The organism is Pseudomonas sp. P110(2024) (assembly GCF_057480795.1).
Window position 1 is genome coordinate 1 of record NZ_JBLIYT010000015.1, and the last position, 20310, is coordinate 20310.

The 20310-nt window shown below is 56.5% G+C and carries 19 protein-coding genes; all 19 read right to left on the reverse strand.

The genetic code is table 11. The annotated features are described in order from the left end of the window. Positions 1 to 222 (reverse strand): IS66 family insertion sequence element accessory protein TnpB (tnpB, locus tag AC25ND_RS21840; RefSeq protein WP_240054492.1); only part of this gene is annotated, 222 nt, incomplete at its 3' end. A gap of 647 nt (positions 223 to 869) precedes the next feature. Further along, on the reverse strand, positions 870 to 2312 hold the full coding sequence (locus AC25ND_RS21845) for a mannose-1-phosphate guanylyltransferase/mannose-6-phosphate isomerase (protein ID WP_186596646.1): 1443 nt from the start codon (positions 2310 to 2312) through the stop codon (positions 870 to 872). Between the two features lie 226 nt (positions 2313 to 2538). Continuing rightward, complete coding sequence (locus tag AC25ND_RS21850; RefSeq protein WP_186596648.1) at positions 2539 to 4524, reverse strand: polysaccharide biosynthesis protein; 1986 nt, start codon at positions 4522 to 4524, stop codon at positions 2539 to 2541. A 94-nt stretch (positions 4525 to 4618) separates the two neighbouring features. Continuing rightward, complete coding sequence (locus AC25ND_RS21855; RefSeq protein ID WP_186596650.1) at positions 4619 to 5629, reverse strand: MraY family glycosyltransferase; 1011 nt, start codon at positions 5627 to 5629, stop codon at positions 4619 to 4621. Further along, positions 5626 to 6588 (reverse strand): UDP-glucose 4-epimerase family protein, encoded by a 963-nt coding sequence (locus tag AC25ND_RS21860; protein ID WP_186596652.1) that lies wholly within the window; start codon positions 6586 to 6588, stop codon positions 5626 to 5628. Before AC25ND_RS21860 ends, AC25ND_RS21855 begins: the two co-directional genes overlap by 4 nt. Further along, complete coding sequence (locus AC25ND_RS21865) at positions 6588 to 7841, reverse strand: glycosyltransferase family 4 protein (protein WP_280092599.1); 1254 nt, start codon at positions 7839 to 7841, stop codon at positions 6588 to 6590. Before AC25ND_RS21865 ends, AC25ND_RS21860 begins: the two co-directional genes overlap by 1 nt. Before the next feature lie 16 nt (positions 7842 to 7857). Continuing rightward, the gene (gene wecB, locus AC25ND_RS21870) at positions 7858 to 8988 is read right to left on the reverse strand and encodes a non-hydrolyzing UDP-N-acetylglucosamine 2-epimerase (protein ID WP_186596656.1); all 1131 of its coding nucleotides are present in this window, start codon (positions 8986 to 8988) and stop codon (positions 7858 to 7860) included. A 19-nt stretch (positions 8989 to 9007) separates the two neighbouring features. Beyond that, complete coding sequence (wbjC, locus tag AC25ND_RS21875; RefSeq protein ID WP_096048429.1) at positions 9008 to 10126, reverse strand: UDP-2-acetamido-2,6-beta-L-arabino-hexul-4-ose reductase; 1119 nt, start codon at positions 10124 to 10126, stop codon at positions 9008 to 9010. Between the two features lie 2 nt (positions 10127 to 10128). Next, a complete protein-coding gene (locus AC25ND_RS21880) occupies positions 10129 to 11163 on the reverse strand; it encodes a polysaccharide biosynthesis protein (protein WP_096048430.1) in 1035 nt (344 codons plus the stop codon). Positions 11164 to 11177: 14 nt separating this feature from the next. Continuing rightward, a complete protein-coding gene (locus AC25ND_RS21885) occupies positions 11178 to 11963 on the reverse strand; it encodes an AglZ/HisF2 family acetamidino modification protein (protein WP_186596658.1) in 786 nt (261 codons plus the stop codon). Positions 11964 to 11966: 3 nt separating this feature from the next. Beyond that, the gene (hisH, locus tag AC25ND_RS21890) at positions 11967 to 12584 is read right to left on the reverse strand and encodes an imidazole glycerol phosphate synthase subunit HisH (protein ID WP_280092596.1); all 618 of its coding nucleotides are present in this window, start codon (positions 12582 to 12584) and stop codon (positions 11967 to 11969) included. Continuing rightward, complete coding sequence (locus tag AC25ND_RS21895) at positions 12581 to 13705, reverse strand: N-acetyl sugar amidotransferase (protein ID WP_096048433.1); 1125 nt, start codon at positions 13703 to 13705, stop codon at positions 12581 to 12583. Before AC25ND_RS21895 ends, hisH begins: the two co-directional genes overlap by 4 nt. 585 nt (positions 13706 to 14290) lie before the next feature. Next, positions 14291 to 14941 (reverse strand): CatB-related O-acetyltransferase, encoded by a 651-nt coding sequence (locus AC25ND_RS21900; protein ID WP_238348138.1) that lies wholly within the window; start codon positions 14939 to 14941, stop codon positions 14291 to 14293. A gap of 13 nt (positions 14942 to 14954) precedes the next feature. Beyond that, positions 14955 to 15761, reverse strand: coding sequence for a 6-hydroxymethylpterin diphosphokinase MptE-like protein (locus AC25ND_RS21905; RefSeq protein WP_186596664.1), 807 nt, complete (start codon positions 15759 to 15761; stop codon positions 14955 to 14957). A 16-nt stretch (positions 15762 to 15777) separates the two neighbouring features. After that, complete coding sequence (gene pseI, locus AC25ND_RS21910; RefSeq protein WP_186596666.1) at positions 15778 to 16833, reverse strand: pseudaminic acid synthase; 1056 nt, start codon at positions 16831 to 16833, stop codon at positions 15778 to 15780. 14 nt (positions 16834 to 16847) lie between these two features. Then, positions 16848 to 17351, reverse strand: coding sequence for a UDP-4-amino-4,6-dideoxy-N-acetyl-beta-L-altrosamine N-acetyltransferase (gene pseH, locus AC25ND_RS21915; RefSeq protein WP_096048437.1), 504 nt, complete (start codon positions 17349 to 17351; stop codon positions 16848 to 16850). Next, complete coding sequence (pseG, locus tag AC25ND_RS21920) at positions 17348 to 18442, reverse strand: UDP-2,4-diacetamido-2,4,6-trideoxy-beta-L-altropyranose hydrolase (RefSeq protein WP_186596668.1); 1095 nt, start codon at positions 18440 to 18442, stop codon at positions 17348 to 17350. Before pseG ends, pseH begins: the two co-directional genes overlap by 4 nt. After that, positions 18442 to 19134: a pseudaminic acid cytidylyltransferase gene (gene pseF / locus AC25ND_RS21925; RefSeq protein ID WP_186596670.1), complete on the reverse strand. Its 693-nt coding sequence runs from the start codon at positions 19132 to 19134 to the stop codon at positions 18442 to 18444. Before pseF ends, pseG begins: the two co-directional genes overlap by 1 nt. Continuing rightward, positions 19131 to 20288, reverse strand: coding sequence for a UDP-4-amino-4,6-dideoxy-N-acetyl-beta-L-altrosamine transaminase (gene pseC / locus AC25ND_RS21930; protein WP_186596672.1), 1158 nt, complete (start codon positions 20286 to 20288; stop codon positions 19131 to 19133). Before pseC ends, pseF begins: the two co-directional genes overlap by 4 nt. Between the last annotated feature and the right edge of the window lie 22 nt (positions 20289 to 20310).

The following is a 20310-nucleotide window of genomic DNA, read 5'->3' on the forward strand; positions in this document are numbered from 1 at the left end:
GGATTCCAGGCGCTTGAGCCAGAGACAGAAACCGTTGCGCTCCCAATAGAGGATCTTCACGCGATTGCGCGGTTTGTTGAGGAACACGAAAAGAACCGGATCGAACACGGCCACCTTGATATCCAGTTCAACCAAGGCTGCGAGGCCATCGATGGATTTTCGAAAGTCGACGGGCTTTGGGTAGAGATAGACTTTTTCGACTTTGGCGTCGGGGCGCATCATGGTAGGCAGGCTCCAGAAAGAAATCGGGAGCACAGCATCGGGGATCAGGTAAGCGCTTTGAATGTGGGGTTCATGGAGCGCTTACGGAATAATTCTAAAAAACCGCTGAATCATGAACGGCACCGGCCGGGTTTTGTCTACAGTCCTCAAGATGACAAAGCCACTAATCAAGAAGAAAAGCGAACCCCCCATTCCACCCCCACCTAGATCCAGGTTGATCGCCCCCCATAATGCAATAGTGGAATGGATATTATCCTGAGGCGTTGTCGGTCCGAAGGCGAATCCCTTTACATCAGGGACCCAACCCCCACAGTCGGGAAGTCATTAATCCCAACTAGAAAAACATGCCCCCCACAACACCAAAAGTACCGCTACCGCTCGTAGTGCATCAAGAAAAACAATTCTAGGCTTCGCAACCTACATCGCGACGCTACTTTCCATCATGCTATTCCCCTAGCCTTCCAAAGCTCTAACTCCGAGAGCGGCCTGTTCTTATTTTTCCACAATGCTCATCACATCAAAACTATAACAATGAGATCAAGCGTAAGCAAAAACTCTCCCACCTCAATAGTACAACGCAGGAGAGACCCCCACCAAAGATATCGGGCACGTGGGGAAGGGGCTAGCCCAACCCCAGTAGAACTTCCTTAATTATCAACGCGTCCGTAGTTATCTTCAAAACGAACAATATCGTCTTCACCCAGATAATCACCGCTTTGCACTTCAATCAGTACAAGTTCGATGACTCCAGGGTTCTGCAACCGATGCTTGTGCCCAGCGCGAATAAACGTGGATTCGTTGGTGTGCAGCATCAGCTCCTGCTGATCATTGATGACCAGCGCAGTACCACTAACCACGATCCAATGCTCGCTACGATGATGGTGCATTTGCAGCGATAGCGACGCCTTGGGTTTCACGACAATACGCTTGATCTTGAAGCGCTCGCCATTCTCCAAGGTAGTATACGTGCCCCACGGCCGGTGCACGGTCTGGTGAAGCAAATGCGCTGCATGCCCATTAGATTTGAGCTGTTTGACGATATGCTTGACGTCCTGGGCATGATCCTTGTGGGCGATCAGCATCGCGTCCGGCGTGTCCACCACCAGCAGGTCCTGCACCCCAACCAGTGCCGTGAGTCGATCCTCACTGTTGACATAGTTGTTGGAGGAGCCATAGGCCAGCACTTCACCCTCAAAACGATTGCCCAAGTCATCAGCCGCCGTCAATTCACTGACAGCATTCCAGGATCCAATATCACTCCAGCCGATGTCGCAGGGTATGGTGGCAACCTTGCGGGACCGCTCCATCAACGCGTAATCGATGGAAATGTCCGGAACACTGGCAAATGACTCGGCATCAAGAGCCAGACAGCTATAACCAGACGACGAAGACGCTCGAGAGTTCTCCAGCGTGCTCTTAACGGCACTCAAGACATCTGGCGCATGCTCCTGCAACTCTTCGAGAACAGTCCCGATGCGGAAGCAGAACATACCTGCATTCCAGAAGTAATTACCGGCAGCGACATAAGCTTCAGCGGTTTTCAAATCAGGTTTTTCAACAAACCTTTCAACTTTCAAACCAACATCGAGGCTACCTCTTTTAGCGGCCTCAATATAACCAAAACCGGTTTCCGGATATTGGGGTTTGATGCCAAACGTCACCAGCCAGCCTTGTTGGGCCAGCTCGACAGCGTGGCTCACGGCAATGCTGAAGGCTGCTTCATCTTGGATAAGATGGTCAGCTGCAAGCACTAGCATATGCGCTTCTGGACCGTGCGTCTGTGCTAACTGCAGAGCCGCGGCCGCCACCGCTGCGGCGGTATTACGCCCGAATGGCTCGAGAATGTAGCCCTGTGCGTGGCCATCAATATTGATCGTCCTGTACTCATCTTCGGTCTTGAAAAGCAGTTCTCGGTTGGTAACTGTCAGTATCTCGGCTACGCCCTGCAGTTTTGCCGCACGCAAAAAAGTCTTCTGTATGAGATTCTGCCCATCAGGCAATGCCATGAACGGCTTGGGATGCGCCTCGCGTGATACTGGCCACAAGCGGCTGCCCACGCCACCGGAGAGAATTACCGGGATCAATTCCATATTTGAATCCTTAACGGCCACCTCATGTGCATCACATGTAGGATCTGGCTACTTCTGTTTGACCCGCCGCGCACGCAGCGGGAGACGTAATCAATGCAGCGCTAAAGGATGTCTAATTGCCATCTTGCGATGCCAAGTCTATCCCTGACAGCACAGAATAACAGAGTTCAATCCGAGTCGCTTGCAACAAGAGTTTTACGCAGGCGTGACTTGAGATCAGCTCCAATCACGGCTCTTGCCGCCGCTGCTGATAAATCCAGTCAACGATCTCCCCATCCGGCGCATAGCCACTCACCATCTCCCTCAGCAGTTGCCGCACCTGGGCGAAGTCATCCGCCGCAATGGCCTTGAGCAGCACGCCCAGCCGCTCCTTCAAACGCTCCCAGCCCAGGTAATCCTCCTGTGCGCTCATGATCATCGGATGCCGAGTAGACACCACGTTGTCACCGATCAGCAGCTCTTCAAAGAGCTTCTCCCCTGGCCGCAACCCGCTGAACTCGATGGAGATGTCGCCATGGGGATTGCTGTCCGAACGCACACTCAGGCCCGACAGGTGAATCATCTTCTCCGCCAGCTCGACAATCCGCACAGGCTCACCCATGTCGAGCACGAAGACGTCGCCCCCCTGCCCCATGGAGCCGGCCTGGATAACCAACTGCGCTGCCTCGGGAATGGTCATGAAATAACGGGTGATCTTCGGATGAGTCACCGTCAATGGCCCGCCCGCCTTGATCTGCTGATGGAACCGCGGAATCACCGACCCGGAGGAGCCCAGCACGTTTCCGAAGCGCACCATGGTGAAGCGAGTCTTGTTCACCCGTGCGACATTGGCCACATCGTTGAACAGCACCGGCGCCTGCTCACGGCTCAGCGCCTGCAGAACCATTTCCGCCAGGCGCTTGGTGCTACCCATGACATTTGTCGGGCGCACGGCCTTGTCGGTGGATATCAGCACGAAGTTGGACACACCCGCCTGCACAGCAGCCTGGGCCGAATTCAGGGTGCCCATGACATTGTTCAGCACGCCTTCGGCGATGTTGTGCTCGACCAACGGCACATGTTTGTACGCAGCCGCGTGATAGACAGTATCCACACGCCAGGTGGACATGACATCCAACAGCTGCACGGGATTACGCACGGAGCCAAGGATCGGCAGGATACGGGTTGGCGACGATGTGCGCTGAGCACAAGCCTCCAGCTCCGAGAGGATGCTGTACAGGTTGAATTCACCGTGGTCGAGCAACAGCAAGGTGCTAGGCTTGAGCGCGAGGATCTGCCGGCACAACTCCGAGCCAATCGAGCCGCCTGCGCCGGTCACCATCACCGTCTTGCCCTTCACGCAGTGCTCGAGAAGATCAGCCTGGGCCGGCACGGCATCGCGCCCCAGCAGGTCCGCAATATCCACTTCCTGCAGGTCATCGACCTTGACTCGGCCGCTGGCCAAGTCCATGAAGCCCGGCACGCTGCGCACATGCAGCGGGTAACCCTCGAGCAGCCCGAGAATCTCCCGCCGACGCGTGCGACTGATCGATGGCACGGCCAGCAACAACTCCTCGGCGCCGGTTTCCTCGATCATGCGCTGGATCTGCCTCGGCTTATAGACATGCAATCCGGCAATCACCCGCCCGGCAATGCTGTCGTCATCATCGATGAAGGCTACCGGACGCATTACCTTGCCCATGCGCAATGCCGCCACCAACTGGTTACCCGCCGATCCTGCGCCGTAGATGGCAACCTTGAGCAGACCATCGTCAAGATTGCTGAACGGTATATGCTGCGCAGCGGCAAACCAGTCGCCGAGGAAATACTGACGCATCGCCAGTCGCAGCCCGCCGATCAACACCAGGCTCAACCACCAGTAGTTGAAGATGACCGAACGCGGCACGAGGTACTGATGATTGGCGGACCAATAAACGATAAGACCGAGGATCAACGCCGACAAGGTCACCGCCTTGGCGATAACCACGAGCGCATCATTGCCGAAGTAACGCATCACCGCCCGGTACATGCCGAAGCGGATGAACAATGGAATCGAGACCAGTGGCGCGCAGGCGAATAGCCAAAGATGATCCTGGGCCAGCTCGAGGGACTCTGCGAAGCCCAGACGCACGACGAAGGCCAGCCACATGGCCATCCATACCAGCAGCACATCGGCCAGTACCTGAATCATTCGCTTCCTGGCCCGCGGCAGCCCTAGCAGAAATGCCCGCATTCTTTCCCAACCCCTTTCGTACACCGTTACTGTCCCTATCTGAGCAAATCTTTCTTGATCGTGAACGCACACACCTGCGTGCCGACCACCGACGTTACTCGACACCGCCCGCGTTGTAGGCCACCGCCAGCGCTACCAGCGGTACATAGGCGATGAGCAACCCGACAAATCCATCCATGCCGAACAGCATGACGCAGGCCGCCACCGGCAACAACCAGCACAGCGTGAGCAACGCAACCGCCACGGTCACAGGTAAATGGCCACCGACACGCCGCGATGCGAACTGATAGGCGTGGCTGCGGTGTGCTTCGTAGACCTTGTCGCCGCGAAACAACCGACGAATCAGCGTGAACGTGGCATCGACCACGAACACACCGAGCAGAATCAACCAGCACCAGAACAGCTGTGACGACGCCCAGGCTGCCTGCAAGGACAGCAGGCCAAGGGCAATGCCGAGGAACCCGCTGCCGGCATCACCCATGAATATCTTGGCGGGCGGGAAATTCCAATATAGAAAGCCGCCCACCGCCATGATCAGAATCACGGGCAGGGCCATCAATTGCTCGAAGCCACTCATCCAGTACAAGACACAAGCGCCCAGGCAGACGCAGGTGGCCTCGACGCTTGCGATGCCATCGATCCCATCCATGAAATTGTAGAGATTGAGCAGCCAGACCAGGTAAACCGCAGCAAGCACCGCGCCCACCCAGCCGAGATCGATCTCGACACCGAACACCGTCAGCGGCGGCAAGCCACCAAGCCAGAACAGCCCCCAGGCTGCAGCGATGAAGTGCCCCAGCAGTCGCCAACGAGCGGCGATATGGCCGTGATCATCCATGAAGCCGATGATAGCGATCAGACCTCCCGCACCGGCGACAGCGAACACCGTGTGCGGATCCAGCACACCTGCAACACCGAGCAGCACCAGTGCCAGCAGGAAAGAAACCACGATTGCCACACCTCCACCACGAGGCGTTGGCACCACATGAGAGCTGCGGGCATTGGGTATGTCGATAATACTTCTGGCCAGTGCATAACGACGCAAACCAGCGGTCATGAGCACGGAAATCAGCAGCACCAGCGGTGCCAGCCACCATTGAGTCATTTGTTCATGTGTCCCTGATAATGGCGGGCGGCTTTCGCCAGCGCCCGGTCCACACTCACGGGAGGCGTCCAGCCAAGCAGTGAGCGCGTTTTTTCGATATCGACCTGCAGCGACCCGCACAAACGCTGCGAGAGCGCACGCCGACCTAGCACGGTAGCGCCGAACGCCAGCAACGTGGCCGGCACAGGCAACAACCTTGCCGGTTTGCCAAGGGCCTTTGCCATACGCTGCAGCAGGCTGGTGGTGGACAGGTCTTCGCCATCGCTGACCAGGAAGGTCTGATTGGCGGCGCCCGGATGAGTCGTGCAGATACGTACCAGGTCGACGAGGTTGTCCAGGGCGACCAGGCTGCGACAGTTATGAATGGCCCCGAATGGCAGGGGTACGCCCCTGTCCAACCAGCGCATCATTGCCAGGAAGTTAGCCTTGACACCTGGGCCGTAGACCAGCACAGGGCGAATAATCACCACCTCCATGCCTGTGTCATTGGCCAGCTCGCGCAACCCCCGCTCCGCCTCCATTTTCGACACGCCGTAGGGGTCGACTGGCGCCGGCTCGTCGTCCGCGCGGTAGGGGCGCCCCGGCAAAGTCCCTTCACCATTGACCTTGATCGAACTGATGAAGATAAAACGCCGAACGCCCGCCGCCGCGGCTTGGCGGGCAAGATTGAGGGTGCCCTGGACATTGACCTTGCGAAAAGCGGCCAGGGGGTCGGCCTCGGTATCGTTCATCACATGCACGCGGGCGGCCGAGTGGATCACCACCTCGACACCGGCAAGGGCGGCCTGCCAGTCAGTCTCACCATCAATCCCGCTGATCGTGAATGCCGTCGCCGCGAGCCCGACCGGGGCCGCGCCACGGAAAGCGGCGTGCAAAGCATGGCCACGCGCAGCGAGTTCGGCCAAGAAAGCCTTGCCGACAAAACCGCTGGCACCGGTCAACAACACTGTGGAGCTCATCAGCAACTCGTCCTTCGCAACGAAGCACCACGCAACAGGGATTCCAGGCGCGACATCAGTTTTTCCTTGGCGTAGCGCTGTTCGTAGTACGCTCGCCCCGCTCGCCCCATGGCTTCCCGCTCAGTCTCACTGACCTGGGCCAGAGAGCAGGTAATTGCAGCCAGGCCGTCGGCATCGCCGGAGTTGCACGCAAAACCTGCGCCCGACTCCTCGATCACCCGAGCAGCCTCGCCATTGATCATGCCAAGCAAGGGCCGCCCCGACGCCAGGTAGGCCTGCACCTTGCCGGGGATGGTCTTTTCGAACACATCATTGGTTTTGAGCGACACCAGCAAAGCGTCAGCCTGGGCGAAAAGCCCCGGCATGGCTGCGAGGGGATGACGCCCGAGCAGATGCACATTATCGAGTTTGCGCAAGGCGACCTGCGCGCTTATCCACTCACTCATACGCCCATCACCAACGATCACCCAGCGTACCGCCACCTTGCCACGCAGGGCCTCAGCGGCATCAAGCACTGCGGGGAAGTCCTGAGCCTCGCCTAGATTGCCGGCGAATACCACGGTGAACAAACCAGGGGTGCGCTGGATCAGTGCAGGTCCGGAAAGGGACGCGAGAGAAAAGTCATCCTCTGCCCAGCTAGGGAAATAGACCAGACGATCTTCGGTGATCGGACGACTGCAATAACGACGTACATTTTCGAAAAAGCCATGGGACTGCAGTAGCAGGTAGTCGGTGCGGTTGTAGATCCACGAGACCACCTTGCCGACCAGTCCCAGCAGGCGAGGGTGCTTGACCACACCGACCGCTCGCAGGGTCTCGGGCCACAGATCCAGAACCCAGACAAATACCGGCGCGCGCTTCAGGCGACCGATCACCAGGGCCGGGATAGCCGCCAGGATGGGCGAGACGGCATACACGAATACAGCATCGAAACGCTGCTTGCGCAGCTTGAATGCGCCCAGCATGGTCGCGCTGAGCACGAATGACAGATAGTTCAACGCCAGGTTGAAACTGCGCTTTCCGCGTGGAACTAGGGGTACGCGAACAATTTCGGCACCCTCATATTGCGCAAACGCCTGAGGTTCTCGCCGGAAACGCTCGAACACCTCACCCTCCGGGTAGTTCGGGAGTCCGGTCAGAACCGTGACCTGATGTCCTTTGGCCGCCAGGTCACGGACCAGGTCATTGATCCGCATGTTTTCCGGCCAGAAGTACTGGGAAACCACCAGTACCCTCAAAGAAGTCTCTGACATGTTCGCTCGATCTGACTCAGTACCGCTTCCAGACGACGCGATTCACGTAGTCGGTATAGCTGTGGAGGATACGCACGACCTTGTCCGCCACATTCGGCATGCTGTAGTCCTCGACCAGACGCAGACTGCGGTTTTCACCCCGGTCCTGATCGGCGAGGATCGCAAGCCCCTGCAACACGCGATCGATTTCGAGGCCTACCATCATGGCGACCGCCTCTTCCATTCCCTCGGGACGCTCGTGAGCCTCTCGAATGTTCAACGCGGGGAAGTTGAGAATCGAGGCTTCCTCGCTGATGGTGCCACTGTCAGACAGTACCGCCCTGGCCTCCATCTGCAGCTTGTTGTAGTCCTTGAAACCCAGCGGTTTGAGCAGCCGCACGTTGCCATGAAATACCACGCCCATGCTGTCGACGCGCTTCTGTGTCCGCGGATGGGTCGAAACAATGACAGGCAGGTCGAATGTCTCGGCAACCGTGTTGAGTACATCCACCAGCTTAAGGAAGTTTTTGTCAGAGTCGATGTTCTCCTCTCGGTGCGCACTGACCACGAAGAACCGACCCTGCTCGAGCCCCAGACGAGCGAGCACATCGGAGGTGGCGATCCCCTCGCGATAGTGGTTAAGCACCTCGTACATCGGACTACCGGTCTTGATCACCCGATCCGGCGACAGGCCTTCGCGCAACAGGTAGTCGCGCGCAATCGTACTGTAAGTCAGGTTGATGTCGGCGGTGTGGTCGACGATGCGGCGATTGATTTCCTCCGGTACCCGCATGTCGAAACACCGGTTGCCGGCCTCCATGTGAAACGTCGGGATCTTCCGACGCTTGGCTGGGATCACCGCCATGCAACTGTTGGTATCGCCCAGTACCAGCAGCGCCTCGGGATCGACCTCGGATAACACGCGATCCACGGCAATGATCACATTGCCGATGGTCTCAGCCCCCGATGAGCCAGCCGCGTTGAGGAAGTGATCCGGTTTACGCATGCCCAGATCCTGAAAAAAGATCTCGTTCAGCTCGTAGTCATAATTCTGGCCGGTGTGGACCAGCACATGGTCACAGTACTCATCCAGCTTCGCCAACACGCGCGATAGGCGAATGATTTCCGGGCGAGTCCCCACCACGCTCATTACTTTCAGCTTTTTCATTGCAAATTCCTGTCGCCGCTCAGGCTTGTTTACCCACCGGACGGGCGTAGGTATCCGGATGCTCGCGGTCAAATATCTCGTTGGCCCAAAGTACCACGATCATCTCGTCATCACCGATATTGGTAATGTTGTGCGTCCACCCCGGCACGGTTTCAACGATTTGCGGCTGATCACCCTGTGTGATGAGCTCGTAAAACTCTCCAGTCACAATATGTCGGAAACAGAAACTCGCCCGCCCTTTGATGACCAGAAACTTTTCCGTCTTTGAATGGTGGTAATGGCCGCCCCGGGTCACACCCGGGTGCGCCGTGAAAAATGAAACCTGCCCCGAGTCGCGGGTCTTGAGCATTTCCACGAACATGCCCCGAGGATCGCTGTAGGCCGGCACCTCGTAGGCAAAGCGTTCCGGCGGCAGATAGCTCAGGTAGGTGGAGTGCAACGCCCTCACCAAGCCGCTACCTACCGCCTCGGTCACCAGCGTCTCGCGGCTATCGCGAAAAGCCTGGAGTTGCTCGGCCAATGCCCCGACAGTCATCTCGTACTGTGGCAACGCATTCACATAAGGCGCGTCATGCACCTCCCCACCCATGATCGCAAGGAACTGACGAACCAGATCGTCGATATAGACGAGCTTCATGCAAGCGGCGGGATCATTGATCTGGATTGGCAGATCCCGACCAATGTTATGACAGAACGTCGCCACAACCGAGTTGTAGTTGGGACGTGCCCATTTCCCGAACACATTGGGCAAACGGAAGATATGCACCGGCGAGCCCTGCGTGTCTCTCAACGCCAGGAGCAGCCGCTCTGCAGCCAACTTGCTGGCGCCGTAGAGGTTCTCCTGCTCAGCTTGGCTGGACGAGGCATAGACAACCGCTATCTTCCGCCCGCAGGACTTGACCGCCGCGCACAGGGCGGCGGTCAGGTCGGTGTTGCCGTGGCGAAACTCCTGAGGATCCTGAGGGCGGTTGACACCGGCCAGATGGAAGATACATTCCACCTGTGACACAAGGCTCGGCAAGCTTTCCAGGGCATCGTCCCGGGTAAAGGACAGCACCTCGACATCCTGTCGCTCAGCAAGGTGCACGACAAGATTCCGGCCGATGAAGCCATTGGCACCGGTAATCAGAACCTTCATGTTCATTCCTCGGGCGTGGCGTGTTCACCGCGTTGAATGGCACGCATGAAGTCCAGTTTCAACAGCAACCGCTGCATGCCAGCCACATCCAGGCGCTCGGTATTGTGCGAGTTGTAGTCTTCCGTGCGGGAAATCTTGGTTTCGCCCTGCTCCACGAACTTTGCATAGTTCAGGTCGCGCAGGTCCGGCGGCACCCGGAAGTACTCGCCCATATCCTCGGCACATGCCATTTCTTCACGGCTAAGCAGCGCTTCGTAGAGTTTCTCGCCATGGCGAGTGCCAATCACCTCGATGGGATGTTCTGGCGCCCCCAGCAGATCGGTAAGTGCGCGAGCCAGCGTTTCCACGGTCGCGGCTGGCGCCTTCTGCACGAACAGATCGCCGTTGTTGCCATGCTCGAAGGCGTAAAGCACCAAGTCCACGGCATCGCTCAGGGTCATCATGAATCGGGTCATGTTGGGGTCGGTCAAGGTCAGCGGCTTGCCTGCCCGGATCTGCTCGATGAACAACGGGATAACCGAGCCACGGGATGCCATGACGTTTCCGTAGCGCGTCCCACAAATAACCGTCTTGCTGTCATCGACGTTACGCGACTTTGCGACCATCACCTTTTCCATCATCGCCTTGGAAATACCCATGGCGTTAATGGGATAGACCGCTTTGTCGGTGCTCAAGCACACCACACGCTTCACTTGGTTCTGGATCGCCGCCTCCAGCACGTTCTCAGTGCCGATGACGTTGGTCTTGACCGCTTCCATGGGATGGAATTCGCACGACGGCACTTGCTTGAGGGCCGCGGCGTGAAAGATATAATCGACACCGCGAGTGGCATTAAGCACGCTTTGATAATCGCGAACGTCACCGATATAGAATTTTAACTTGGTATTGGAATAACGCTTGCGCATGTCATCCTGTTTCTTCTCGTCCCGGCTGAAAATGCGGATCTCGGAAAAACCAGAATCGATAAAACGGCGAAGCACGGCATTACCAAACGACCCCGTGCCACCGGTAATCAAAAGCACCTTGTCAGTGAACATCTATACATCCTTTCTTAATTCTGCAACGCGCTGTAGCAAAGCTGCGTTTTTTGAGCCGGAGTCGGGTAGTTGATCAGCACAGCCCGGTATTTACCCTTGAATACGAACAAGCTTCCTGCCGCAGCGCCCACCACACCCAATCGCTTGATCAGGTGCTCGAGATGTTCTTGGGTCCCCGCGCCTCCGAGCGCGGTCACCGGTACCCTGACAGCAGCCTTGACCGCCGCAGCCAATTCGATGTCGTAGCCCTGCATTGTGCCATCACGATCGACCGCGTTGATCACGATCTCACCCGCGCCGGCGTCCTGCAATTGTCTCGAGAACTCCACGGGGTCGAGCTTGTGCACTCTTTGCGCGTTATGAGTGCATACCTGGTAGCCCTTGGAGAACAACCCCGTCTTCTTGCGTACATCCACCACCGCGACCACCGATTGGCTACCCACAGCCCTGGCCATATCGGTTATCAAGGCTGGCTGGGCAATTGCCGCGGCACTGACCGCAACCTTCTCCACGCCCAGTTCGATAATACGAGCCGCTTGCGCCGCTGTCGTGACTCCGCCGCCATAACACAGGGGCATCCGACACTCGGCAGCCAACTTGGCAATCAGGTCGAAGTTGGGCTCAACGCCTTTGACCGTGGCGTCGATATCCAGCACCATGAGCTCGTCAGCTTCTTTTTCATTGAAAATCTTGACGGCGTTGATCGGGTCCCCCACATACTTGGGGTCCTTGAACAACTGAGTCTTGACCAGCCCCCCCTGGTGGATGAGCAGGCAAGGGATGATTCGTGGCCGTAGCATCAATCAGCACTCCGCAAAATTTTTCAAAAGCTGCGCGCCCCAATGATGGCTTTTCTCCGGATGGCATTGCACACCATGGATATGCCCTCTTGATACCACGGCATCAAAGTCAAAGCCGTAGTGCGCTGTGGCCGCCACATCTTCCTTCTGCTGCGCGTCGAAATAATAGGAGTGCAGAAAATAGAACTGCGGCGCTTCCTCAGCTGCTTGCGCGAACAGCGTACTACCCTCGCGCACCTTGAGTGTGTTCCAGCCCATATGCGGCATGGGTAAATTTTTCGCCTGGGGATGATTGGCGAAGGCACGCACATGCCCCGGAATCCAGTTCAGTCCAGGCAACTTTCCCTCCTCCGAACCGGTAGCCAGCATCTGCATGCCCACGCAGACGCCTACCACCGGGATCTTCGCCTCCAGCACAAGCTCTTCAAGCCGTTCGCGCATCCCGGAATCGTTGAGACGCTGCATGGCATGATCGAAATGCCCCACGCCGGGAAGAATCAGACGCGTGGCGTCGGCTAGAGCCTCTGCATGATTCGCTCGCTGGGCATCCACGCCCAGACGCTTGAAAAGAGTGAGGAAGGCCTGGATGTTGCCCACGCCGTAATCGACGATACGAATCACCGGAAGAACCTCTTTTCCAAGCCCAGCGCACGTAACAAGCTGGCGCCGGAATCAATGATCCAGCGCTTGTTTTTGTAGTCGCGATAGGTTTTTTTCGGGCTCTCGAACAACACACGCAACTCGTCCACCGTCAGGCCCAATTTGTGCGCGACGTACTCAAATTCCTGCTCGAGAAAATGCTCGTCCATTTCCGGGCTGGCGATGCGCTCGAGAGCGGCCTCACGCGTCATCTGCCCAGTCATGATCAGGCTGGAAAAATGCGCGCGACGTTTTTCGAACCCGAACCGGCGCGGCAACCAATAGTCTTCATAAAACCGGGTAAAGCGCGACTCGTGATGCTTGTGCTTGAACGAACGCCAGCCATACAGACGGCCGAGCTCCTCTTCCGCTTCCTGCTTCACATAAGGCACAAGGTTCAGCGGATGATGAACCTTCATTCCCAGGATCTTCTGGTACCAGACCTTGTAGATCAATATGTCGGTCAGGGGGAACGTCTTGAGTTGACCCTCACCATGCTGCTTCCAGATATCGCCGAACAGACGCTTATCGATACCCAGGTAACCGCCCCACTCTTCGGGCTCACGACAGCACTCCGTCGAGAAATTGGAGCCAGTAATAATATGCTTGATGCCATGCTGGCGTGCGAACTTATAAAGACCGGAAAAGAATGCCGCGTCCTGTACCAGATCCTGATCTGGAATGCCTGCGCGCAGGAAGGCAGTCTGCAGCCGGCGCACCTCATCCCAGTTGATCACTTCTGTATAAAGATCAAGCCCCAAGCCGTCTACCAGCTTTTCGATATTGCCCACAGCCTGATCTGTGTTCCAGCCAGCATCAACATGGAACAGCAATGGACGCAAGCCCATCTTTTCCTTGGCGATGTAAGCGGCATAAGAACTGTCCAGCCCGCCACTGAGGCCGATAATGCAGTCAAAGTCCTTGCCCTGGCCAGCTGCCTTTATGGTATGCGCTAGTTGCGACAGACGCTCTTGGCCGACCGCCCCGGTATCCCAGCTGGGTTTAATATTGCGTTCAAAATTATTGCAATATTCACAGACACCAGCCTCATCGAAAGTGATATTAGGATCCGATGTATCCATAATGCACTTAGAGCAAATCATACACTACCCTTATTTTGCAAAATCCGCCCCTGCTCACCGCTATTTTGTGACATCGAAACCTCTCGGCTGCCGCCATGGACAACAGCAGCACCAGCCACCCACTCAACGCGAGTCCGTCAGTGAAGCATGATCGCCTAAAGCGCCAGTGCCGCCCTGTCGATCCCTGCCACTGCAGCCTTTCGCCTCATCAACAGCGATGACGGGATCGACCACCACCCAATGCTCTATATGGGAAACATGAAGTAGGACGGGATCTCGTAAGTACTCGGCGCAGCGGGAACCCCCACGAACAGCTCGGCCAAACGAGCATGGTACAGCAAAAGGCATAGGCGAAAAACGCATGAAACGTGCAAAAGCAGGCGTGCAGGAACGCCCAGCACATGCGCTGGCCGAGAAAGAAGATGCGGCCTGCTCGAGACAGGTCAGCACCAGACCATACCGGCAAAAAGCTCAGGCAGTGCGACCTGCGCGCAAATGACAGCCCCGAAAATACGAAACAAATAGCAGCTCACCCCAGGAAAAACTGTTGGAATATTGTAATCGACCTACCTCTTGCACGAACTTCGCCCTTTGCCGCCGCGCCCACTAACAGGAGGAGTTACTTTCCTTTGCCTTTCCCTCAACGCGCCGCAGGAAAGCCTCTACTTCGGTAACGTCCCCCCCCAGCTCCGAGAGCCTTTCATCCGAGAAGTCCCACCACCTGGCACGTTCCAGCCGTGCGATCACCTCTGGATCGAACCTGTAGCGGATTACTTTCGCGGGACTACCTACCGCAATGGCATAGGAAGGAATATCGCGGGTCACAACTGCTCCCGCCCCTACGACTGCACCATTACCCACCGTCACTCCCGGCAGAATGATCGCGCAGCGGCCGATCCACACATCGTGTCCGATCACAACCGCTCCTGGCGGGGGTAACGGATGCTCGGCGAACTTACGGGTAACGCTATCACGCCCCTTGTAGAAAACCGGAGACATGCTAGCCCACTCCATCGGGTGCCTCGCACCGCCTATCACGACGTCGCTGGCAATGGAGGTGAAGCTACCAATATCGCAATGAGCAATATCGCAGTCGTAGCCACAAAAGCTATATCGCCCCATTCGCGAGGAGACAAAGCTGGTACCCGACTCCACCTTGGAAGTTGCATGCACCTGCGAATCAATCACCGCGGCCAGCCGCAACTTCTTGAGCACCTTTGAAACCAGGTAGGCAAGGCTGTACCTGAAAAACTTCACACGCACCCCCACCTCACAGCACTGTGGACACCGGACGACGCGGATACGCATCCAGCAAGCTCACATCGGTCAAATTGACAATCTTCACACCGTGTTTTTTTGCAAGTTTCGCAATCAAATAGTGAAACTCGGTAGTCAAATGATAGTATTTGAGATAGAAGGCCAAGTTATACGTGACCGCCGCCAGCTCATCATCATCGTCATAACAGTGACCACGACCAAAACTACAGAACGCATTATAGTCGCAGCCCAGCAGATAGATCTCCTTGAACCCCATATACATGGCAGAGACAATGCAGACACTTACGACATTCATCAAACCATGTATGCCCCTATGAAGCTCCAGGCTCACCTCGCTAACCGGGTACTTCTTGGCGTACACGTAAATCGCATCCAGCTCTCGATCAACACTGTCAACCACGGGCTTTGCCCGTGGATCGGTAATAAATACCGGCGCCTGCGCACCATACGCCTGCGCTACCTCAGCATAGGTATGCTGATGAACCTCCCAGTAGTTATTATCGACCAGCGCATAGTAGTCAGGCCGCACAGCCTTGCCGATGTCGGCCTTGTAAAGAGAGTTCAAGCCGAAGGTGCGTTCCCGCTTCAACTTTTCGATCTGCCCACCGCTAAGCTCACTCAGGGAGGGTCCGGTACCCAGAATAAAACAGCGCTCCCCCTGATGCTTGTTCTCATAGGCACGATTCTTCTCAAGCAGTTTTTTCGTCTTAAAACCGCACAAAAAAATCACTGTCACCAAGGCGTTGTACACTCGGAAAACACAGTTATCCAGAAGCTCTTTTATTTTGAATTTATTCATCAACCGCAACCAAATGCTATCTAAAATGAGCCAGCGTCACTGGCGTGTTAGGCTCTACCGCCAGCCGAAGTTCTCGCCCAATAATGTCGTCCATAAACTTGGGGGCCAGCCCAAAGCCCGGCCTGACACTTCTCACCGCATCCGCCGTCAGCCGCTCACCCGCCTTCATCTTCTTCACAAAATAGAGTGAACGACGAAACTTCACATTCCCCTGCTCACTCGACTTACGGCCGTAATCGACCTGCCCCAGCGCCTTCCAGGCCGTCTTGCTGTCACGGCACAGCGCCGCAAGCTCGGCAGGTTCGAGCGAGAAGCTATCGTCCGGCCCACCTCCGTTGCGATCCAGGGTGAAGTGCTTCTCGATGATGGAGGCCCCTAACACCACACTGGCCGTTGCCGTCGTGTTATCCAGCGTATGGTCCGAAAGCCCGGTGACGCACCCGAAGCGTCGCATCATGTCAGGCAAAGTATGAAGATTATAATCCTCCGCCGGTGCGGGGTAGCCGCTGACACAATGCAGGATCGCCAACTCCTTGCAGCCACCTTCACGAGCGGCATCGATCGCCTCCTGTATTTCCTCGGCATCCGCCATACCCGTGGAAATGATCATCGGCTTACCGGTGCTCGCCACATATCTGATCAAGGGCAGATCGACCGCTTCAAACGAGGCGATTTTGTAGGCCGGCGCATTCAAATCCTCCAGCAGATCAACCGCCGAGGGGTCGAAAGGAGAACTGAAAATGGTAATACCAAGCCGGCGCGCATGCTCGAACAAGGGCTGATGCCAAGCCCATGGCATATGCGCCTCCTGGTAGAGCTGATAGAGCGTCTTGCCACCCCACAGGCCGCCCTGAATCTGAAACGCCTCGTCATCACAGTTGAGCGTAATAGTGTCAGCGGTATAGGTTTGCAGCTTGATAGCGTCCGCACCGGCTTTTTTTGCCTCTTCGACAATCTTCAATGCAGTCTGCAGCCGACCATTATGGTTGGCTGACAACTCAGCAATGATATAAGGAGGCTCATCGCGTGCAATACGGCGACCGGCAATCGTGATGCTAGGGTACAAAGACATAGGGTGATCTCACACTATACGGCTTGCCACTCACCGAGCAGCAGACCTAAACAAATAACGTCATGGTAACGCTGGCCATCGAAATGCTGCTGACGCAGCACGCCTTCCCGACTGAAGCCCAGGCGCTCATGAAAACGAATGGAGCGCTCGTTGAAGTCGAGCACTTGACCACACAACTTATGCAGCTTTGCCTCGCAAAATGCATACCGTAATGCGGCGTGTCCCAGCCGCCGGCCAGTTCCCTGTGGGGCGTCGGCGCTAGCATAGAACCCCCAGTCGGCCACCCCACCGCACCCGGACTCATGGATGCTGACAAAGCCCAGAGGCGTGTCATCACACTCAAATACCAAAAGATGGCGCGCACTGTCCTGCGACGCCTTCGCAAACCACCGAGCATGCTCCTCGGGGGTGATCTCATGCTGGGTATACATGTAGCGACGCACTTCAGGGTGGTTGCGCCACATCAGGACTCTCTCCAGATCCTCGCCCTCCATGGGACGCAGTGTCTGCCTGATCATTTCGATTCCTCCAGCAACTTGACCACAACATCGGCGCCACGCCCATCCAACAACCCCGCCGCCACCCTACCCATCCTGCCGAGAGTTCCAAGATCATTGGCCAGCTTTGCCATGTATTCGGGAAGTTGCTCAACACTCCCCTCGTTAGGCCCCAAGACCCAAGCCGCCCCGACAGCCTCAAGCACATTGGCGACCAGACGTTGATTAACTGCCAGCACCATCATCAGGGTAGGCAACCCCAAGCAGCAGCGCTCCCAGGAGGTAGCACCCGCTGCGCCGATCGCCAGATCGCTGTCAGCCATCAACTGCCCCATATTGCTGACACCCACCAGCACTCGAGTACTCCATGGCATGCCCTCGGCGAGGCTACGGACCTCCGACAACCAGGGAGCACTCGGCCCCAGAACCACTGTAATTCGACAAGGAGCAGGCAATTCGCAGTACCGTAACGCTTCCAGTACCTGTCCTGTTGCATTGTCTTTGTCGACCCCCCCCATGGTGACCAACAGCTCAAGCAATCGCGGGGTCGACCGTCGCTCAAGACTGGCGGCACGAAGAGCGGCGAATTCCGGGCGCAATAGCGCATATTGAACACCACACAGTACGACACAGTGCGCAGGCACCCAAGGCCGATAGTGTCCCTCATCACGCCCCAGCGTCTGATCCAGCAGCATGTCGCAATCATGCGATCTATCTGCAAGATCATCGATAACCAGGAGCTTTTTGCAGTAAGGCTTCAACTCGCGTTCCCAACGACTGTCGAGCGCATAGTGATCGACAATCAACCAGTCGGGCTGCAACACCGCCATGATGGCACGACAGGCCTGAACGTCATCAGGCTGAGTGCTTCCCAGCCAAGCGCCGTGAGCCACCCCGTCATCTTCGACGGACCCTGCTGGCTCACAGGGCAGCACGTGGACGCAATACCCTCTCTCCCGTACCTGCTCAATAAGGTGCCCTGGATGCTCACGACTGATGAAATGGCACTCAACACCACGCTGGCGCAGGGCGTCTGCCAAGGTCAGGCAGCGCATGACATGACCCACGCCAATCTCCAGCGAGGCATCAGCACGCAGAACGACCTTGCGCATCAATTCCCCGCCTGCATCGCTTTGAACAACCACTCAGCCCGAATCCAGTCTTCCAGCGTATCGATATCCTGGACACGGTGACGCGGCATTACTACCGGCACGGAACAAGGCCCGAAGATGGGTCGTCCTTCAAGCCAGGCGGATGTGCGCCCCCAATAGAATTGCCCGGCATCGTGAAACGCCTCCTCGAGATCCTGGGAGCGTGTACCGAGATGCTCCGGCTGGAACATTTCAATTCGGTTCTGCGCCGTTACACGCACGGCACGCTGGATGGGAAACGGGTAGCTGGCTACCGAAAAGGCGTAATCCACTGCTGCGTCAGCCATCAGCGCAAACCCACGCTTGATATCAGCCGCATTGACAAAAGGCGCCGTCGCGTAAATACAGCAGACATAGGCCGGCACCTTACCTTCGGCACTCAACTGCTCAATAGCGTGGCGAATGACCGGGACAGTGCCAGTATAATCGTCCGACAACGCGCCCGGGCGCAGGAACGGAACGCTTGCACCGTACTCACGCGCAAGGGCTGCTATCTCGCTGTCATCCGTTGAAACGACCACTTTTTCAAAACAGCCACTGGCCAGGGCTGCCTCGATGGAATAAGCAATCATTGGCTTTCCGCAAAAGACCTTTATATTCTTTCGCGGAATGCGCTTGCTGCCTCCACGCGCAGGAATGATCGCAACGTTCACACGAGCAACTCTTGTAGCTTTTCGATGACAGCATCCTGCTGCGCCTCGGTCAGCCCCGGGAACAATGGGATACTGATAGCCTCTTGATAGTATCGCTCCGCTTCTGGGAACTGCCCCTGCCGAAAGCCCATTTTTTTATAATAAGGCTGTGTATGAACGGGGATATAATGCAGATTCACCATTATCCCTGCTTCGCGCATCGACGTAAAAATATCGACGTGTTTGGCCTTGATGCGATCCAGTTGAACCCTGACGACATAAAGGTGATACGCAGAGTAATTATCGGGGTACTGATAAGGCAGTGTCAGCGGCAAATCCTGGAGCTTCTCGTTGTACCGTTGGGCCAGCTGATGGCGCTTACTGACAAATTCATCCAAACGCTCAATTTGAGCGACCCCCAGCGCAGCCTGCAGGTCGGTCATACGATAGTTGAAACCAAGCTCAACTTGCTGATAGTACCAAGGGCCGTCCATCTCATGAGTCATCAGATGCGGCTCACGGGTTATACCATGGCTCCGCAAAAGCCCCATTTTTTCGGCCAACTGCGGATCATTCGTGACAGCCATGCCACCTTCTGCCGTCGTGATGATCTTTACCGGATGAAAACTGAATATTGTGATATCGCTGAGGCCGCATCCACCAATGTACTGCCCCTGGTATTTACCACCAATCGCATGAGATGCATCTTCAATAACCTTGAAACCATACTCATGACTCAATGCGCGAATCGCATGCATGTCGCAGGACTGTCCAGAGAAATGCACCGGCACCACCACCTTGGGCAGTGTGCCCGAAGCCTTGGCGCGCTTCAGCTTCTCCTCAAGACGCACAGGACATAGATTGTAGCTTTTCGGGTCAATATCGACGAAGTCGACTCGAGCCCCGCAGTACAACGCGCAGTTTGCAGAAGCGACAAATGTATTGGGGGTCGTCCACAACCAATCCCCTTCGCCCAAACCCAATGCCAGGCATGCGATGTGCAACGCCGAGGTCGCACTATTGGTCGCCAGCGCATAACGGGCACCGCAGACGGCCTTCACGGCATCTTCGAATTGCGCAATCCTCGGCCCCTGAGTGAGGTTCGTCGATTGCAGCGCAGCCACCACCGCATCAATATCGGCTTGCGTAATTTCTTGCCGCCCGTAGGGTATCATTTGCCGATTTTCCTCAAACTTT

What these genes read in the sequence shown, in the direction of transcription:
- AC25ND_RS21845 (WP_186596646.1), bottom strand. Translation starts at nt 2,312, where the DNA reads ATGGAATTGATCCCGGTAATTCTCTCCGGTGGCGTGGGCAGCCGCTTG.
- AC25ND_RS21850 (WP_186596648.1), bottom strand. Translation starts at nt 4,524, where the DNA reads ATGCGGGCATTTCTGCTAGGGCTGCCGCGGGCCAGGAAGCGAATGATT.
- AC25ND_RS21855 (WP_186596650.1), bottom strand. Translation starts at nt 5,629, where the DNA reads ATGACTCAATGGTGGCTGGCACCGCTGGTGCTGCTGATTTCCGTGCTC.
- AC25ND_RS21860 (WP_186596652.1), bottom strand. Translation starts at nt 6,588, where the DNA reads ATGAGCTCCACAGTGTTGTTGACCGGTGCCAGCGGTTTTGTCGGCAAG.
- AC25ND_RS21865 (WP_280092599.1), bottom strand. Translation starts at nt 7,841, where the DNA reads ATGTCAGAGACTTCTTTGAGGGTACTGGTGGTTTCCCAGTACTTCTGG.
- wecB (WP_186596656.1), bottom strand. Translation starts at nt 8,988, where the DNA reads ATGAAAAAGCTGAAAGTAATGAGCGTGGTGGGGACTCGCCCGGAAATC.
- wbjC (WP_096048429.1), bottom strand. Translation starts at nt 10,126, where the DNA reads ATGAAGGTTCTGATTACCGGTGCCAATGGCTTCATCGGCCGGAATCTT.
- AC25ND_RS21880 (WP_096048430.1), bottom strand. Translation starts at nt 11,163, where the DNA reads ATGTTCACTGACAAGGTGCTTTTGATTACCGGTGGCACGGGGTCGTTT.
- AC25ND_RS21885 (WP_186596658.1), bottom strand. Translation starts at nt 11,963, where the DNA reads ATGCTACGGCCACGAATCATCCCTTGCCTGCTCATCCACCAGGGGGGG.
- AC25ND_RS21895 (WP_096048433.1), bottom strand. Translation starts at nt 13,705, where the DNA reads ATGATTTGCTCTAAGTGCATTATGGATACATCGGATCCTAATATCACT.
- AC25ND_RS21905 (WP_186596664.1), bottom strand. Translation starts at nt 15,761, where the DNA reads ATGAATAAATTCAAAATAAAAGAGCTTCTGGATAACTGTGTTTTCCGA.
- pseI (WP_186596666.1), bottom strand. Translation starts at nt 16,833, where the DNA reads ATGTCTTTGTACCCTAGCATCACGATTGCCGGTCGCCGTATTGCACGC.
- pseH (WP_096048437.1), bottom strand. Translation starts at nt 17,351, where the DNA reads ATGATCAGGCAGACACTGCGTCCCATGGAGGGCGAGGATCTGGAGAGA.
- pseG (WP_186596668.1), bottom strand. Translation starts at nt 18,442, where the DNA reads ATGCGCAAGGTCGTTCTGCGTGCTGATGCCTCGCTGGAGATTGGCGTG.
- pseC (WP_186596672.1), bottom strand. Translation starts at nt 20,288, where the DNA reads ATGATACCCTACGGGCGGCAAGAAATTACGCAAGCCGATATTGATGCG.